Source organism: Rhizobium sp. WSM1328 (assembly GCF_057653715.1).
In genome coordinates this window covers 780,931-796,866 of sequence record NZ_CM172788.1, presented here as the reverse complement: position 1 = coordinate 796,866, position 15,936 = coordinate 780,931, and the positions used below count along the sequence as shown (strand labels likewise).

Annotated in this window: 19 protein-coding genes; 10 read left to right on the top strand and 9 right to left on the bottom strand. The window is 58.3% G+C overall.

Features of this window, described 5'->3' with window-relative positions; genetic code table 11:
• The gene (locus AC2444_RS03980) at positions 1 to 438 is read right to left on the bottom strand and encodes a hypothetical protein (protein ID WP_244432262.1); all 438 of its coding nucleotides are present in this window, start codon (positions 436 to 438) and stop codon (positions 1 to 3) included.
• Positions 439 to 591: 153 nt separating this feature from the next.
• Here AC2444_RS03980 and AC2444_RS03975 point away from each other — a divergent pair, with 153 nt between their 5' ends.
• Positions 592 to 1,575, top strand: coding sequence for a phosphotransferase enzyme family protein (locus AC2444_RS03975; RefSeq protein ID WP_012756463.1), 984 nt, complete (start codon positions 592 to 594; stop codon positions 1,573 to 1,575).
• A 267-nt stretch (positions 1,576 to 1,842) separates the two neighbouring features.
• Positions 1,843 to 4,077: a hypothetical protein gene (locus AC2444_RS03970; protein WP_128449129.1), complete on the top strand. Its 2,235-nt coding sequence runs from the start codon at positions 1,843 to 1,845 to the stop codon at positions 4,075 to 4,077.
• Between the two features lie 125 nt (positions 4,078 to 4,202).
• On the opposite strand, the gene AC2444_RS03965 is transcribed toward AC2444_RS03970, so the two are convergent.
• Positions 4,203 to 5,090, bottom strand: coding sequence for a LysR substrate-binding domain-containing protein (locus AC2444_RS03965; protein ID WP_128449131.1), 888 nt, complete (start codon positions 5,088 to 5,090; stop codon positions 4,203 to 4,205).
• Between the two features lie 116 nt (positions 5,091 to 5,206).
• Between AC2444_RS03965 and AC2444_RS03960 the strand changes: the two genes are divergently transcribed.
• The gene (locus tag AC2444_RS03960; RefSeq protein WP_012756460.1) at positions 5,207 to 5,911 is read left to right on the top strand and encodes an SDR family oxidoreductase; all 705 of its coding nucleotides are present in this window, start codon (positions 5,207 to 5,209) and stop codon (positions 5,909 to 5,911) included.
• Between the two features lie 94 nt (positions 5,912 to 6,005).
• Positions 6,006 to 6,575 carry a pyridoxamine 5'-phosphate oxidase family protein gene (locus tag AC2444_RS03955; RefSeq protein WP_012756459.1) on the top strand — a complete coding sequence of 190 codons (570 nt, stop codon included), beginning with the start codon at positions 6,006 to 6,008 and terminating at the stop codon, positions 6,573 to 6,575.
• A gap of 87 nt (positions 6,576 to 6,662) precedes the next feature.
• On the opposite strand, the gene AC2444_RS03950 is transcribed toward AC2444_RS03955, so the two are convergent.
• Positions 6,663 to 7,139 (bottom strand): nucleoside deaminase, encoded by a 477-nt coding sequence (locus AC2444_RS03950; protein WP_128449134.1) that lies wholly within the window; start codon positions 7,137 to 7,139, stop codon positions 6,663 to 6,665.
• A 333-nt stretch (positions 7,140 to 7,472) separates the two neighbouring features.
• On the opposite strand from AC2444_RS03950, the gene AC2444_RS03945 reads away from it, so the two are divergent.
• A complete protein-coding gene (locus AC2444_RS03945; protein ID WP_012756457.1) occupies positions 7,473 to 7,925 on the top strand; it encodes a hypothetical protein in 453 nt (150 codons plus the stop codon).
• A gap of 233 nt (positions 7,926 to 8,158) precedes the next feature.
• Here AC2444_RS03945 and AC2444_RS03940 read toward each other — a convergent pair whose 3' ends face one another.
• Positions 8,159 to 8,809 carry a pyridoxamine 5'-phosphate oxidase family protein gene (locus tag AC2444_RS03940; protein WP_012756456.1) on the bottom strand — a complete coding sequence of 217 codons (651 nt, stop codon included), beginning with the start codon at positions 8,807 to 8,809 and terminating at the stop codon, positions 8,159 to 8,161.
• A gap of 458 nt (positions 8,810 to 9,267) precedes the next feature.
• On the opposite strand from AC2444_RS03940, the gene AC2444_RS03935 reads away from it, so the two are divergent.
• The 5 genes from AC2444_RS03935 (at position 9,268) to AC2444_RS03915 (ending at position 13,285) form a co-directional block, all read left to right on the top strand.
• Positions 9,268 to 9,678 carry a DUF6894 family protein gene (locus AC2444_RS03935; protein ID WP_012756455.1) on the top strand — a complete coding sequence of 137 codons (411 nt, stop codon included), beginning with the start codon at positions 9,268 to 9,270 and terminating at the stop codon, positions 9,676 to 9,678.
• A 261-nt stretch (positions 9,679 to 9,939) separates the two neighbouring features.
• Positions 9,940 to 11,112: a glycosyltransferase family 2 protein gene (locus AC2444_RS03930; RefSeq protein ID WP_012756454.1), complete on the top strand. Its 1,173-nt coding sequence runs from the start codon at positions 9,940 to 9,942 to the stop codon at positions 11,110 to 11,112.
• Positions 11,113 to 11,503: 391 nt separating this feature from the next.
• Positions 11,504 to 11,776 (top strand): BON domain-containing protein, encoded by a 273-nt coding sequence (locus AC2444_RS03925; protein WP_012756453.1) that lies wholly within the window; start codon positions 11,504 to 11,506, stop codon positions 11,774 to 11,776.
• Positions 11,777 to 11,903: 127 nt separating this feature from the next.
• A complete protein-coding gene (locus AC2444_RS03920; RefSeq protein ID WP_012756452.1) occupies positions 11,904 to 12,299 on the top strand; it encodes a DUF1236 domain-containing protein in 396 nt (131 codons plus the stop codon).
• Between the two features lie 101 nt (positions 12,300 to 12,400).
• Positions 12,401 to 13,285: a DUF1236 domain-containing protein gene (locus tag AC2444_RS03915; RefSeq protein ID WP_012756451.1), complete on the top strand. Its 885-nt coding sequence runs from the start codon at positions 12,401 to 12,403 to the stop codon at positions 13,283 to 13,285.
• Between the two features lie 109 nt (positions 13,286 to 13,394).
• Here AC2444_RS03915 and AC2444_RS03910 read toward each other — a convergent pair whose 3' ends face one another.
• The 5 genes from AC2444_RS03910 to AC2444_RS03890 all read right to left on the bottom strand — a co-directional run bounded on the left by AC2444_RS03910 (position 13,395) and on the right by AC2444_RS03890 (position 15,697).
• Complete coding sequence (locus tag AC2444_RS03910) at positions 13,395 to 13,652, bottom strand: GlsB/YeaQ/YmgE family stress response membrane protein (RefSeq protein WP_012756450.1); 258 nt, start codon at positions 13,650 to 13,652, stop codon at positions 13,395 to 13,397.
• Positions 13,653 to 13,810: 158 nt separating this feature from the next.
• Positions 13,811 to 14,029 carry a hypothetical protein gene (locus AC2444_RS03905; RefSeq protein ID WP_012756449.1) on the bottom strand — a complete coding sequence of 73 codons (219 nt, stop codon included), beginning with the start codon at positions 14,027 to 14,029 and terminating at the stop codon, positions 13,811 to 13,813.
• A gap of 339 nt (positions 14,030 to 14,368) precedes the next feature.
• A complete protein-coding gene (locus AC2444_RS03900) occupies positions 14,369 to 14,980 on the bottom strand; it encodes an ATP-dependent Clp protease proteolytic subunit (protein WP_012756448.1) in 612 nt (203 codons plus the stop codon).
• 46 nt (positions 14,981 to 15,026) lie between these two features.
• Entirely contained in the window at positions 15,027 to 15,386 is a 360-nt protein-coding gene (locus tag AC2444_RS03895) for an SRPBCC family protein (RefSeq protein ID WP_012756447.1), read from the bottom strand.
• Positions 15,383 to 15,697, bottom strand: a complete 315-nt coding sequence (locus AC2444_RS03890) for an ArsR/SmtB family transcription factor (RefSeq protein ID WP_012756446.1) — start codon at positions 15,695 to 15,697, stop codon at positions 15,383 to 15,385. The genes AC2444_RS03895 and AC2444_RS03890 overlap by 4 nt, the downstream gene beginning before the upstream one ends.
• Positions 15,698 to 15,936 lie beyond the last annotated feature (239 nt).

The following is a 15,936-nucleotide window of genomic DNA, read 5'->3' as shown; positions in this document are numbered from 1 at the left end:
CTAGTTCTTGATCACATTGATGTTGACGGTGACGTCCTTGATGGTCCCCTCCCCGTAGGACACCCTCACCTTGTACATGTCACCTCCAGAATAGCCGCTGTTGGAAGTATAGTATTCCGACACGCCGAGAGATTTCTTGGAATTGCATTTAATGCGGATGCCATCCTTGTAATTTGAATAAATATTCTCTTTGACGAATTCAACCGAGCCATGCGCCGGGGCTTCTACCAATTTTATATTGGCGATTGTTGCAGCCGTGCAATCTTCATTCAAATTGTAGGACTGGCCCATCTTTGTCCGCTCTCCACTCAGAGCCCGACTGTGATCCGCTGAAATAGCAACACCGTTTTGCGTAGTGATACATCCCGACAGAGCTAAAATGATGGAAAGCACAGAAATCGAAATAGAGTTTTCTTTCAAAAATCGCGAGGCCAGCATTTTGTTTTTCATCTCTTGGTTTTATTAATAGCGCCATTCAGCTTATCCAATCAGCAGCCTATTGCAATCGCACGTGCCTGCGGCCGCCACCGCCTTCTTGGTCTTTTTCACCGCGGAAGCAGCCTGCCAGCAAAGCCCGATGGTACAGCGCCCATGCTCGACTTCAATCCGCTCTATTCGACCCCGCAGGTTGCGGCCATCGAACAGTTCATCGATCAGCATTATCCGCTTGCCGGGCCGGTTTCCTGCCGGTTGCTTCAACGCGGCCTGAATGATGTGTATCTTGCCGTCGCAAGCAACGGCGAGCGGTATGTATTCCGGCTTTCTCATCGCCGCGCCCGTGGCCCGGCCGACGTCAGGACCGAAACAGCGTTCTTGGCGCACCTTGCGCAATCGGACGTCCCCGTCGCTGCAGCCATCCCGACACGCGAGGGCAGCTTGTTCGTTGAGGGACAGGCGCCGGAGGGCGTGCGCCAGGCCGTGCTCTTCCGGGCGATCGAGGGCCGCAAGCCGGATACGACGGATGCCGGCGATGCGCGGGCCAACGGCAAGACCCTTGCTTTGATGCACGACGCTGCCGAGACATTCCAGCCGGACGGAGCGCTCTATCGGCTCGACCTCGAACACCTGCTGCATCGGCCCCTCGCCCGCATATGCGATAGCGGCGTCGTGGAAGACGCCGACGTCCGCGGCGATCTTGAAGCCATCGTTGCGCGGACCGCAAAGGCGATCGAGGCCGTCGGCGATTTGACGTGGACTTATTGCCATGGTGACTGTCACGGCTTCAATGCGCGGATCAACGACGCCGGCGAAGCCGTCTTTTTCGACTTCGATGACGGCGGTCCGGGATACCTGGCCTACGACCTGTCGGTATTCTTGTGGGCGCAAACATCCTTCGGCCGGAGCTCAACCGAAATGTGGGACGCCTTCGTCGATGGCTATCGGGCCATCCGGCCGATCACGCCTGCCGACTTCGAAGCCGCCCATCGGTTTGTGATCGTCCGCCACATCTGGCTGATGGGAGAATATGCAAGCCGGGCCCAGGAATGGGGAAGCGAGACGGTCGGCTGGATTGCCCGGGAAGCGAATTTCCTCAGGCGGTGGGAGACCGAGCGATGTGTCGAGCGTCTGTTTTGAACTCCGCGCCGGCCAGCATCGCGGAGGAAGAAGCACACGGATAAATCTCAGAGCTGCCACTCATCCGAAGTCAAAGAGTGGCAATAGGGGACGCCGCTGTGCAGACTTCTTGAAATGGGTTTCAGCGGCCATCTGCTTCTTGCGAAGTGAGAGAGACTCTAACAATTCTGGCAACACTCTTTTGGGATGTTTCTGTTTGAATCTGACGAAACCATAAATTGTAGCTATGGGTGTGGATTTGAAAGCAATTCATTCGAGGCTCTCGCGATGAGCGGCAAATCGTTTGGGCAACGCCAAGCTAGTCCGGTGCTCGGCTGGTGGTCTGTTCGCGAAGCAGAGGAACGTCTCGTTCGCAGCGATGGAGCATTCGTCCGCTTTCTCGGTTTCGTCAGTCGGGATGATGAACGCGGCAGAGAGAGTTCTAACGACAGGCGCTGGATGCGGTTCGAAGCGTCAGGTGCCAATCGTTCAATAGAACTGTTCGTGCAGCAGCGTGATGTTTTTAACCCTTCCGGTTCCCGCCTCTTAATCTGGCGTCTTGATTACGCCTTTTCCTTGCAGCAATTCGGCATTGGCGCATTGGACTATGAAGAATGGATCGAGATTGATCGATTGATTTGCGATGCCTTGGTGTGCTGGCCAAAATGGGAGGCCACGGGTCTCCGGCCCGCCTTGATCGCAGTCAACGGTGGTTGGCACAAAGGACAATGGCGCAAGGAATGCTACCGAACTTTTAGCATGGCCTATCTCGATGCTTTGGGCCGCAACGCTGTTCTACGACCGCCGGTCTTTTCGGAAGAGCCGACCCGCCAGTGGTGTTTTCTCCCGCCAGCTCGGCAGGCGACGGTTGATGAGGAGATAACGACGCGCGAAAGGTTCGCTGCGGCAAAGCCAGAAGAGGTTGAAAATCTGGTTTTCGGTCTCCTGCCGCATCGCCCGCATCTACAGTCCGGTGATCGCGTTTTGGTTCCTCTGTCGCAGATCCGCGGACGGACAGTTTGGCTTTACATGGATGACGACATCATCACCGACCGAATTTCTGTCTATGCTCAAGAAGACGGTTGGACGTTCCGGATCGACAACGAAGTGCTTGTCGGAACTATCGATCGAAGAAGTGGAACAGCATTGAAATTCGAACGTCCTTGGGAAGGCGTAAAAGGCAGTCTGAAGAGGGAATTCGGAAACTTTCCACTGGTCTTTCTGGACCGATTCCGCGACCTCTGCGACAACGCCGTCTGGCAATGGAAGGAAGCTCGATTTTACCTTTGTGATCGCAGTTCCATAAAGGACCCCGCCAAAGAAATCTGCATTCAACCTCCGAAGCGGGTTCGGGCTGACAAGATGGTTTCCGCTGCCGGGACTGCTGTCAGAGTCGATCTCGTTACCGCAGAAGAAGCGCAGAAAGGGAGGAGCTACTTTCGTGATGAGATATCGTATATTTTCAACGACGATCCGCCTTTTCTAAACCGGTCGATTTGGGAGCAATTCGAATATCAGACCGAGGCGTCTTCTCTGACGGATCGAACCACCGGCCAGAAAATTGAGTTGCGCGAGATCGTTTCAGGAAGCGGAAAAGTTACCGACGAGTGCCAGGGTGTTTTTTGCTATCGCGATGGCGATGGCGAATATCTTCTTGTGGTCACGAGGGAAAGCCGGAAAACAAGCTCTGCAGCTGGCCAGTGGGTGCTGGATCACGAGGCCTCGCGATCCAAAAACCGACAATCTAGTCGTCAGTCGATACCGGACGTCCGCTGGCATGAGATAGCGAATTTTTCGAGGGACGCTTTGCTCGCATGGCCGGAGACGGAGATTTTCGGTGCGTCCCCGTCAACGCTCTTAGAAACTGGAGGTTGCTTTCAGGGACGATGGGAGCCCCAATTGCGCCGGCGGCAATACGCCCACTTGAGAACTGTGCAGAGCGACCCGTCCGCCGGCAGAGATCGTGTCGAGGCTATCGCGCTTCAGCCATGGCATGCAATCGACCCTGACGTGGATACCGAATCTAGCAGTAGCAGGGTTCAGGCTGCACTTAGGAAACTGTCGGCCCGACGCGCCGAGACCGCGAAGATCAATCAAACCAGACGGGCTGGTTGGGTAAGGGCTGATGGAAGAGCAATCTTCTATCTTCAGGATTGGCAGACCTTGCGTGCGCCGCCAGACGGTGATCCCTATCAGGCCCCGATTTTCGAATATCTTGACGACGATATAACGCTACGGCTCTATCCCAAGCGATTTGATGAGTACGAAATGGAATCTCTCGCGCTGATGGAGGTGAATCCAGCGTCAGTCTTCTATGGTGAGGTCGAACCCCTTCCGGCGTTTTCACCTATTTGGCACTCACAACCACGATGGCGGCCAACCCGGGAAATATGGTGCCGCCTTGTCACTGCCATGGAGGCGCAGATCGAACGAACTTCTGAACAGGTGCGAATCAAAGGGCTCTACACAGCTCACGGTTACGACAGCGCCGCAGCAAGAACTGTCTGGCTTGAGCGATCCTAAAGCGCGTCGCGATCTTTCAGAGCGCGCTTCGGCGGCGGAATTTTCCGACAGTCGAATGACCGGTTTGGGCTGGTCTAAAAGTCAAATGGTTCCGCTTCATGAAGGGGTATCTTAGGAGCAGGCCGTCAGCTCTGCACCTGTAACCGCAGCCAGTCCTGAAGCTTTTCGACCGCTTCGGACTTCCGATATCGCGGCTTCACCAGATAGAAGTGCGACCGTGCTCTGAGGGCGCCGTCGAAGACTTGTCTCAGCCTGCCCGCCTCGATGTCGGTCGAGACGAAAGCGCGGGTTGCCGTGGCGATGCCCTGCCCGGCGATGGCAGCTTCGATCGCGTGCGATGTCTGTGAGAAGCTGATGCCCCGAAACAGCGTGGGATCGCCGCCGCCGAGGAAGCGATCGATATATTCGGGCCAGGAGTTGTGGGCATCGTGAAGCAGCGTGTAGCGCGAGAGTTCTTCTGCGTTGTGGGGCTCGGCTCCCTCGGCGACGAGATTTGGATTGCAGATGGCGATGATCTCCTGCTCGAACAGCAGTTCGGCGGCGAGGCCGGGACCGAAGGGAGGGCTGCCATATCGGACGGCGAGATCGACGCCGTCGAGCTGGAAGCTGGAAATGCGGTCCGTCGCCAGGATGTGGAGATCGAGATCGGGATGTCTCGAGGTGAAATCCGGAAGACGCGGGATCAGCCATCTCGAGGCGAAGGTCGGTGTGGTGCTGACCACCAGTTTGACCGGCTGAGGCTTCAGGTTCGCCGTCGCGTTTGCGAGCAGTTCGAAGGCGCGCCTGACGTCGGCGATATAGCTTCGCCCCTCGCCCGTCAGCGCCAATGATTTCGGCAGACGCTCGAACAAGGTCACCCCGAGTTCCGCCTCCAGCCCCCGCACATGCTGGGCGACGGCTCCCTGGGTGACGCCGAGCTCTTCGGCCGCGAGCCGGAAGTTCAGATGACGCGCCGCCACGTCGAAGGCCTTGAGGCCGTTGAGGGAGGGAAGATTGCCGATGGACATGGACATTCGATAGTTTTTCTACTGGGACATTTCACGAAAACTGGTTCGATCTCGCTTGGAGCCCATGATATTCCAAGGATCAACGCCCGGCAACGGGTGCAAATCGAGTAGGGAGAGCGACGATGGCAGTAGAAAAGGTAGCGATCATTACGGCTGGCGGCAGCGGCATGGGTGCGGAAGCCGCGAAGCGGCTGGCGGCCGATGGTTTCAAGATCGCCATCCTGTCCTCGTCAGGCAAGGGCGAGGCGCTTGCCACCGAACTCGGCGGCATTGGCGTCACCGGTTCGAACCAGTCGAACGACGACCTCAAGCGCCTGGTCGATGCCACGATGGAGAAATGGGGCCGTGTCGACGTGCTCGTCAACAGCGCCGGCCACGGCCCCCGTGCGCCGATCACCGAGATCACCGACGAACAGTGGCACGCGGGCATGGACATTTATTTCATGAATGTGGTCCGTCCCGTGCGGCTCGTCACCCCGATCATGCAGGCTCAGAAGTCCGGCTCGATCGTCAACATCTCCACCGCCTGGGTGTCCGAACCGTCGGCGATGTTCCCGACCTCGGCCGTCTTCCGCGCCGGGCTCGCCGCCTACACCAAGATTTATGCCGATACCTATGCGGGCGACGGCATCCGCATCAACAACGTGCTGCCGGGCTGGATCGACAGCCTGCCGCCGACGGAGGAGCGCCGCGACAGCGTGCCGATGAAGCGCTACGGCACCAGCGCCGAAGTGGCCGCAACGATTTCCTTCCTGGTTTCCGAAGGGGCGGGTTATATCACCGGCCAGAGCCTCAAGATCGACGGCGGCCTTACCCGGTCCGTCTGACAGGATCGCTTTCAACGCCAAGGAGAACAGCGATGGGCTTCAACTGGAACGTCAAGGCCGGCGAGATGAAGAAGGCTGAGGCGGAGGCGACACGGTGAACCTCGCCGAGGTCGATGCATCGGCCTGGGCCGAGCTGGAAGGTGCTGCCGCCGATCCGCAGTCGGCCTTCCGTTACCTGAACCTCTGTTCGGTCGACGCCGGCGGCCGGCCGCAAGCCCGCATGGTGGTGCTGCGGCGCGTGGATGTGGGGCGGCGCCTCCTGGAAATCCATACGGATGTCAGAAGCCCGAAATGGCAGGAAATATCGGCCAATCCTTTGGTCACCATCCTCGGCTATGGCCCGCAGCCGAAAGTGCAGCTTCGCCTGCAGGGATCGGCCGAACTCAATGGACCGGCAAGCGAGCGCGCGACTGAAGCCTGGAGCCTGCTGCCGCGATCGACGCGCAGCACCTATATGGGCGGGCCGCCGGGCGACGACATCGGCGAGCGGCCGGCAAGCGAGGGTAGCATCGCAGACGCCGATGGACAGGCCTTCTTCGGGGTGCTGATATTCCGGGCCGAGACGCTGGACTGGTTCCAACTGCGCCACGCCGACAACCGACGCGCAGTCTTTGCCTACGACCATCTGGGCGCGCTGACCTCCTGCCGCTGGGTCAATCCCTGAACACCAGACGACGTCGAAGCCGCCCATCACTTTGTGATCGTCCGCCAGATCCGGTTGACGGCGAATACGCATGTCGGACGAAAGAGGCTAAACCTTGCCCAGATGCTTCGGCCAGAAGTCCTGATGGACTTCGGCGGCTTCGTCTTCGAGCTTCGGGTCGGGGCCGACCACCGTGACGATGCGTGCGCCGGTTTGCAGCACCGCCCGGCTCGGCACGTTCAATCCGATCCCGGCGATCTCGCCAAGCCGCGTTTCGGAGCATGCAAACACCATGCGCCCGATGCCCGACCAGTAAATCGCCCCGGAGCACATCGCGCAGGGTTCCGTGCTGGTGTAGAGCGTGCAGCCGGCGAGAAAAGCAGTGTCGTAATGCTGCGCCGCCAGTTTAACCAGGTTCATCTCGGCGTGGTTGGTCATATCGTGGCCGGTGAAGACGCTGTTTTCGGCGCGCAGGATGACTTCGCCGTCCTTCACCAGCACCGAGCCAAACGGTTCGTCGCCTTTTGCCATTGCGGATTTCGAGAGCGCAATCGCCTCGCGCAAAAACGGCTCGTGGTTTTCCATCAGGATTTCCCCTAGACACCAAAGCGCGTCGCGATCTTTCAGATTCGCTCCTCGCGCTTTAGGTCCTTGTTTTTACGCATGTCGTTCTCGCAAAACCGCTGCACAGTTTTGCGCGACATGCTTTAGGTCGGGATGATCTTGCCTTGAATCGAAGGGCTTTCCAAGGGCTGCAGATCGGATTCAAGATGCTGGCTGGGAAGGAGCCCCATGAGAGCGATATACAGAGGAGGAACTGTGACGAAGACAATATTCCGATACAGTCCCGAGGGTGAGCATCATGGCAAACTTACCGCCGTCGCCCGCAGCGATGAACTGCCTTAGGAGTACCGCAACGTGTCATCATCTGACAGGGACAACGACGAAAATCTCTTTGCCTCTCTCGCTGGCGGACAAGCCGTCATAGACTGGTTCGGCTTCTGCCCGCGATTCCATGATGCATCCCTGGAGCGCCTGGAAATTGTAAATGGCAATGTCTTCCTGGCCATCCGGGCGTTCAGGATGACGGACAAACTTGATGCGCAACGCCGATTCATTTGCGACCGCCATGCCCTTGTCACACTACGGATGAGCGCAGTATCCGGCATGAGGCTGCATGGAAGTGCCGTCTCAATCATCTTCGATCTTAGAATCCGCCGACTTACTGCCGACGAGGCAGCATCAGATTGGGAAACCTGTGACGCGCCTGTTAAAGGCGACATCGAGGTTACATTTGATACGTCGATTGGACTCTATGGTTCGATATACTCGAAGGACTTGGCGTTTGAACTCCAGCCAATGCCTATATAGAGCCCCACCGAAATGTTGGCGTGTCTTCCATTGATCGAGCGCACACAAGGTGTGAGCGGAAATCGGGCGACTTCAGACGGTCCACTGTTTGCGGCATTCGACTTCAAGTAATGGATGATTCTGGCAAGGTGGGAGCGGAACACCGGTACCCTTAGCAGATCACAAACGCTCCACAAGCAGACCTGCCGCCAAGGCCTGAAAAGCCTAGACCGCCTTCAGCCCGCGCCGGGCAGCTAGTAAAGTGTCTTTCGGTAGGCTTGTTCCAGGTCTTCGTCCATCTTCCGCATTTCATCCCCGTCCTTCGGCGCCCCTGTCGTCTCATCCAGAATTATCTTTATCAGCGAGGGCATCTCGGTGCGGTCCTGGAAATGTTCCGGGCTCCACAGGTGGGACCGTCTGAACGCCTTGGCGCAATGCATGAAAACTTCGCTGACGTTGACGATGATCGCGAGTTTCGGCAGACGATCGGCAACGCTCATGCTCGTCAACAGGTGAGGATCATTGGTCAGACTTGCCCGCCCGTTGACGCGCAATGTGTCGTCGAAACCGGGGACAAGAAACAAGAGTCCGACATTCGGATTGGCGATGATGTTGCTTAGGGTATCAAGACGATTGTTGCCGGGTCGATCCGGGATCGCCAGGGTGCGCTCGTCAAGAACCTTGACGAACCCGGGCGGGTCGCCGCGCGGACTGACATCGGCCTTTCCCTCCGAACTCTGCGTGCCGATGCAGAAGAATGGCGAGCGCCTGATGAATTCCTGCGCGTGCTCGCCAAGGGAATTCTGACACTTCACGATTGCCAGAGCGTGGGTCGGCTCGAACAGCGCCCGAAGCGACTGTTCATCCGCGATGGCAAAATCTGGATTGAGTTGCAAACCCGTCATGATCCCCTCCCGAAATCCCATTCACTCCCTGGCCGAACTGTAGGTCCGGAAACCCTGGCCTCGCAACGCTCGTCTCCGCCCGTCAGGCATGGGAATGATGCACGTACCTCAAGAGCTATACGTCGGTTGATATCCGAAATCAATCAGGGATCGAACCATGCGCGGCAGGCGTGATCGGGCTGGAGACCGAGCTGCGGTCCGAGACGAAGACGCCGGCGATAAATCGTGACAAGAAGCCGAAGCTGAGGCTGGTCCATTTCGGTGCCAGTCGCCGACCCCATCCGATCCGCCGTGAAGCAGAGCTGCCACGCGCTTCTGACTCACGATTCCTGTCTCTGATTCCGGATCGCGATCCGCCCCTCCAAAGCTTTGCGGTGGCGCCGCTCGAGCGAGTGTACGGTTGACCGAAACTTCTGAAGCAGATCCGCGTTAATCAGCACCTGTGAAGGAGGTGTACCTTGCTGACGCTGTATTTTCATATCACGCACATGGATGGCTCAGTATTGGAAACCGAGGGCCAGGAGTACCCGGATCTTTATGTCGCAACTGCAGAAGCCATGGAGAGCCTTCAAGAACTGGTCGCAACGGCTCTTTTGTCCAGAAGGCAAAAAATTCCGCTCGGCATCGCAATCTGCAGCGAGGAGGGAACGATCCTCCGCGAGGTTTCCCTCCTTGCTGCAGATCACGATGCTGCCACCCCCGAGATGGCCCAAAGCCACCAAGCGAGTGTTTCCACTTTGCTGGGTATATGCGTCGGCTCGGGAACCAATGCGGTCGGCGAGAGTAACGGGCCGGGCCGGCCGGGGGCAAGTTTGACACCGCGACCCTTCGATGCCGTCGTGCGGCCCACTCCTTCTGTCGAAAATTAACTGCCCCGTCACTCGTGACGGGGCTTTCTTTTTGGAGGTTGATTGGACGCATGTTAGAACACCCGAAGAAAAGGGGCGGTCGCGGTGGCAAGTTCATCCGGAACGCCCACTGCGGCCACCATATCTTCCCTTCCTTCCGCGCGAGGGCAGTTGCATTGGACGAAAGTTCATTTCGGGTCGCCCGAAGTTGGAATAGTGCCTGGCTGAATCGCCAATCATCAGAACGAAGAGAATTATTGCTGGCCGAATGAGGGATCTGGAATGCTTTTCTCTTCAGACACGGATCGGAGGGACGTTCGTCATTTCAACGGGCCGCTGGTTTCGGTGGTCATCCCGGCCTTCAATGCTTCCCGTTATATCGAACGCACACTTCGATCCGCCGGGCGCCAAACCTACCGGAACCTGGAGATCATCGTCGTCAATGACGGCTCTACCGATGATACGGCAAGGGTGGTCGAGCAAGTGGCGCTGGCAGATTCGCGGATCCGCCTGCTGTCCACGCCAAACCGCGGCGTTGCCGCAGCAAGGAACACCGGCATCCGGGAAGCAGCAGGTCGGTTTGTGGCATTTCTTGACGCGGACGATCTCTGGCATCACACGAAAATCGAAAAGCAGGTGAATGCGCTCAATCGCTTAACCCCACAGTGGGCTGCGGTTTATGTGCTGCATTACATCATCAATAGTGACGACGAGATCCTTCGCTCCTGCCGGCCCGATGTCGCCAGAGGATATATCTTCGCCCGGCATCTGACTTTCAAATATGTCGGCAACGGAAGCGCGCTTCTTGTCCGTCGGGATGTCGCGCTCGAGATTGGCGGATTTGACAGCTCATATGCAGCTGCAGGAATTGGCGGCTGCGAAGATCTCGACTTCGAACTCAAGCTGGCCGCGCGCTATCAAATCGAAGTCATCCCCGAACGGCTGGTTGGATACCGGCAGTATCCCGGCAACATGTCGTCCAATCACCTGCCAATGGGCCGAGGCGCACTGGAAGTTATCAGGCGTTCGCTGGCGGCAAACCCTCAACTCCCCCAATACGCAACGCGGAGCGCAATCAACGCCACCCAGAAATACGCATTTTGGGAGTTCCGCCAAGCCAGGAACACGTATCTGTCACTTGCGACGATCTGGTCGATCTTAAAAAGCGAACCATCTTTCGTGGTTCGGCTTGCACTCGAGAAGTGCCTGCGCCTGAGACAACATTGTCTTCGCCTCGTGACCGCAACAGCAACCGGTCGTGATCCACCGCGAGTGAACAGGTCGAAATTCGACCAGCAAATCGTCCCTTCGTCTGTCGAACGCCCGGACGAGACCGCGCAATCTCGACGTCACCTGATGCAACTGACGGAGGTGGATGCCGAGCTGCATTCAACCCTTGAGCCCGTGGCGGACCGGCTCGGCCAGATGGCAAAATCACAAACCCGGTCTTCGTAGCGGAGGCGAAATCAGACATTTGGGTCGACATCAGGATGGCGCCAGAGCGCCCAGCCTTTGCCGCTTGTCACAAGCATCAGAGGAGCAAAGTCCTCGCTTTCGCGCGCTTCCCTATGACCGACCGCCTGCATTCCTATTCATCGCCTCCTTGCCGAGCTCGGACGCTCGACACTGGTCGATAAATTCAAGCGTCATCAGGGAGGTTCTGACTGGAGTCGGCAACATTGCTAGAACCTCCCTGACGTCCTTTCAGCAAGGATCAGGAGAATTTAATGCGGATCGTGCCGAGGGAAAGCCGGACTTAAGTCCGGCTGGTGATGTCAGGGCACGCCGCTCATATCCAGTGCGAGGTAATGTGTACGTCCGTGGAGGGGCGGAACAGGAGGAGAAAATGAAGTTCGGCCCCGATAACTACAATCACGAAGAGCGCTGCTCGCAAGGCCACAGTTCGGCGTCGACAATCGCCACAATCGAAGCAGCCCTCTCCGCTGATCCTGAGATCGACAGCAGTGCCATCGAGATCAGGATGCTCGGTCCTGTCGTCCTGCTTGAAGGCTTTATAACCAAGGCAGTGGACCGCGACAAAGCCATCTCGCTTGCCGCGATGATCGTCGGCTGGGAGAACGTCCACGACCGAATGCTCAGCCGTTTTCCCACGCAGTAGGCGGGCGAATCCTACGCTAGGACCAAGGTCGGACCGGCCCCGGCATGAAGTCCGACGTCTGGAACACTTCCTCGATCTTTCGGTTTGTCTCCGCAGCGGAACCATCCGCATCCAAGGAGGAAAACAGATGAATATCAAAGCACTAGGAATCGCCGCAGGCATCTTGTTGGCATCGACCTCTGCCTTTGCGCAGTCTTCGACGGTGACAGGAGCAGTAGGCGGTGCTGCAACGGGTGCGATTGTCGGCGGCCCGGTCGGTGCTGCTGTCGGCGGCATCGTCGGCGGCGTGGCGGGTAGCGTCATCGATCCGCCGCCGCAGCAGGTGTTGACCTATGTTCAGCAGGCTCCCGCCCCGACCACGCGCGTCGTGGTGAAGGAGAAGGTCGTCGTCGGGCAGCCCCTGCCTGAGGCCGTGGTCGTCACCCCAATTCCCGACGATCCGAAATATGCATACGCGATCGTCAACGATCAGCGTGTGATCGTCGAACCCTCCTCCCGGAAGGTCATCCAGGTCATTCAGTGACCACGTGCGGCTGACGCCGCCCCCTATCAACAGTCAGGGCACGCATCCGACGCATGAGAATGCGTGGCGGCATCGCGTGCCCGAAACCTCGGAGATCGATCATGAAAAGCAACCATCTCGCCATGCTCGTAGCAGCGTTGTCACTCAGCGTATCGCCGCTTGCCACACTGCCCGCGGCGGCACAGCAGGACACCAAGAGCGGCGGCCAGGCCCAATCCGGTTCGCAGACGGGCACGGACGCCGGTTCGCAGCCCGGCTCCAGCGCCACCGGCACCGGCGCCGACTGCACCCCCGACGCTTCGGGAGCCTGCCCGCAAGGCAAGGGCCAGTCATCGCAGCAAAAATCGGGTCAGGGTTCGGACATGAAAAAGAGCGCCGAACAGCCTTCGAACGATAATTCTTCGACAAAGGGAAGTGCCTCCGGCAAGGCTTCGACAGAAGCCAAACCCGGATCCCAAGACGCCGGCGGCGCCGCCACGACCGAACAGAAGCCCGCCGCCAAATCCGGCAGCAGCGATACAAGCGGCTCGGCCACCTCAGGCACGAAGAGCAGCACGCAAAATGCCAAGCCTGCAGAGGGCTCGGGCAACGCCGCCACCACGCAAAGCGGCGATGCGTCGAAACAGTCGACCGATCAGAACTCTTCGACGACGAGCAAAAGCTCTTCCGAAACCAACGTCAACAACAACACCACGACGAACAATCAGACGTCCAACACCAAGACCAACGTCAACATTTCCGTCGAGCAGCAGACCGAAATTCGCACAGTGGTGAAGGAGGTCCATGTTGCGCCGGTGAAGGAAGTGAATTTCACGGTCTCCGTCGGAACGACGATCCCGAAGAAGGTTCGTCTCGAACCGCTGCCGCCACGCATCGTGAAGATCGTTCCGCAGTACGAAAGCTACCGCTTCTTCATCCTTGCTGATGGTCGGATCGTCATCGTCGATCCCGATGCGCTGACGATCGTCTACATCATCGAGGTCTGACAGGCATGTCCCGGCGGCGTTTTGCGCCGCCGGAATCCCGGGAGCAATCAAGCGGGGTAACCCGAAACGTGATGAAGGCGGCCGGTTTGCGGGGCCGCCTTCTGTTTGATCAGGCCGTCCGCCTGACCATTCTGGCAATGGCGATGAGGATGCAGGCTCCGATGAAGCCCGCGATCAAATAACCCAGCCATCCGCCAAGCACGACACCGAAGAGCGAGAGGATGAAGTTGGCGACGATGGCGCCGACAATACCGAGAACGATGTTCATCAGCACGCCCATGTTGCTCTTCATCAGCATTTCGGCGAGCCAGCCGGCAATGCCGCCGATGATGATTGCGGCGATCCAGCCGATACCTGCACTTTCCATAGCAATTCCCCCTTGTGAATGATGAGCGGCCGGCGCGGGCTGTCACGTCTCGCAGATCAAGCTAAACCGATCGCCAAAACTATAACCTTCCGCGGTGCCAGTTGGTTCCATAAGCCCCGCCCCAACAGGCCGCGTGCCCCTCCCCGATCGGCTTCAGGTCACTTGTCGGCCGCCGGCCAATCGTTCGCAGGCTCTTCTATCACAACAGCGTCGTCCTCCGCAGGGTCAGGATCGCGCTCAAGGGCCGCGCGCAGATTGCCGATCTCCTTGATGATCGTATCGAAAACGTCCTGCTGCCTCGCGCCGGCCACAACGCAGTCGTCGACGAGATGCTCGAGCTTCGCGCGAAGCCCGACCTGCCAATTACTTTTACTCATGACCTCTCCTCCTCTGATCGATCCACACGGAGCATGGTCGCTCGCCTGTTCCACCGCCTTTGATGGGCGGGCGGCGGTTTCCGCACTCAGGAGACAGTGACCGATGTGTGGCCCTGGTTGACGGTTCGATCCTCGCGAAATCCTGTTGTCCGGGATGAGATCGCGGCGAACGGGTAAGGTGCTCGCCTGGCGCTTCGTTGCCCGCACCGAGAAATCGGAAAAACCGGTGCGTTCACCATCTCCGTCACGTCCGATTGGCACGCCGCGACCTCGGCGGATTAACCGATAGCCGCAGCAACGGTTCCGCCCTGTCTGGACTCTTTGCGTCCATAAAACTGTCTATAGGCTGGCCGTGTCTTCCCGAACCGTTAGAATACGGTCGATAAGACCCCATTCCAATGCTTCTTCCGCCGTCATGAAGCGGTCGCGATCCATCCCGCGCTCAAAGTCTTCATAGGAGCGTCCGCAATGCTCCGCGTAGAGCCGCGTCATGCGCTGCTTGGTCTTCAGAATTTCTTCGGCATGAATCATCATGTCGGAAGCCTGCCCCTGGAAGCCACCGGATGGCTGGTGAATGAGGATACTGGCATTGGGCAAAGCAGCTCTTCCGCCGGCCTCGCCTGCCATCAGCAGGAACGATCCCATGGAACGGGCTGTCCCCATGCAAAGCGTATGAACCGGCGCGCGGATAAAGCGCATGGTGTCGTACATGGCGAGGCCGCTGGTCACGACACCGCCCGGAGAATTGATGTAAAGATTGATCGGCTTCTTTGGATTCTCGGCCTCGAGGAACAGTAACTGCGCGCAGACCAGAGCGGAAACGGTATCGTTGACCTCGCCGTTGAGGAAGATAATGCGTTCGCGCAGAAGGCGGGAGTAAATGTCAAAAGACCGCTCCCCTCTGCTGGATTGTTCTATGACCATAGGGACGAGTTGCATCGCTTCGCGCATCGGCGAACTCCAATCTTGCAGACATCAAAGGGGAGAGCTTACCGCGTCAGGCGGCGAGCATGAGGGGCGGACCGTTGCTGTTCGCGGGCGTTTTCGCCATCCGGTCAAGCCTCTCGTCGGTCAGCTCGTGGATAATGCGCAGGCGGGTGCCGCCGGTCGCGTTCGGGACGATCGTGAACGTCACCGTGCTTTCAAGGAAAGGCGGAGCGTCGTCGCGCAGGCTGTAACGGACCTCCTCGCCAGGTGTGATCGTGGCCGGGGTGGGATCGGCTAAAGCGTCTTTCGGCAACCAGTTTTCCCGAAATTCCGGAATGCTGATTGCACGCCAGACCTTTTGCGGCGGTTCATCCAGATCGAATTCCAGGTCGATGCCGTCTTTCTGCTCCTTGGCCTTTCCATCGTTCATTGGTCCATATCCTTCAGCAAGACCTTGAGAGCTTCGATGCGGGCAGGCCAGTAGGCGCGATATTTCGCCAACCATTGTGCGATGAGAGCCAGCCCGTCCGGATCGACTTCGTAATTCACGAAACGCCCCTGCCGTTCTTCCCTCACGAGCTTTGCGCTCCGCAAAACCGAGAGGTGTTGCGACATTGCCGGCTGGCTGATCTCCATGCCCTCCCGCAGGGCACTGGCGTTCATGCCGCCCGCCGCCAGCTTCTCGAAGATCGCGCGGCGGGTGGGGTCAGCCAAGGCTCGGAAGATGTCACTCTCGATCATGCGAACACATAAGCACACACTTATGCGATTCGCAAGTCCATTTCGCGATGGCAAAACTCTTCGAGCCCGAGACTATGCCAAGGCAATTCCCTAAAGTCCGCGATCGGCATATTTCCCGCTGTGCGCGCGGCGGATTTGCGTCAACAGCAGACATTGCCGGCATCGCAAAACCGTCTGTTCTGCGACGTCGCAAAATTCAGGAAAACAAGCGTCGCTTTAATCGGGACTTTCGCGACAGG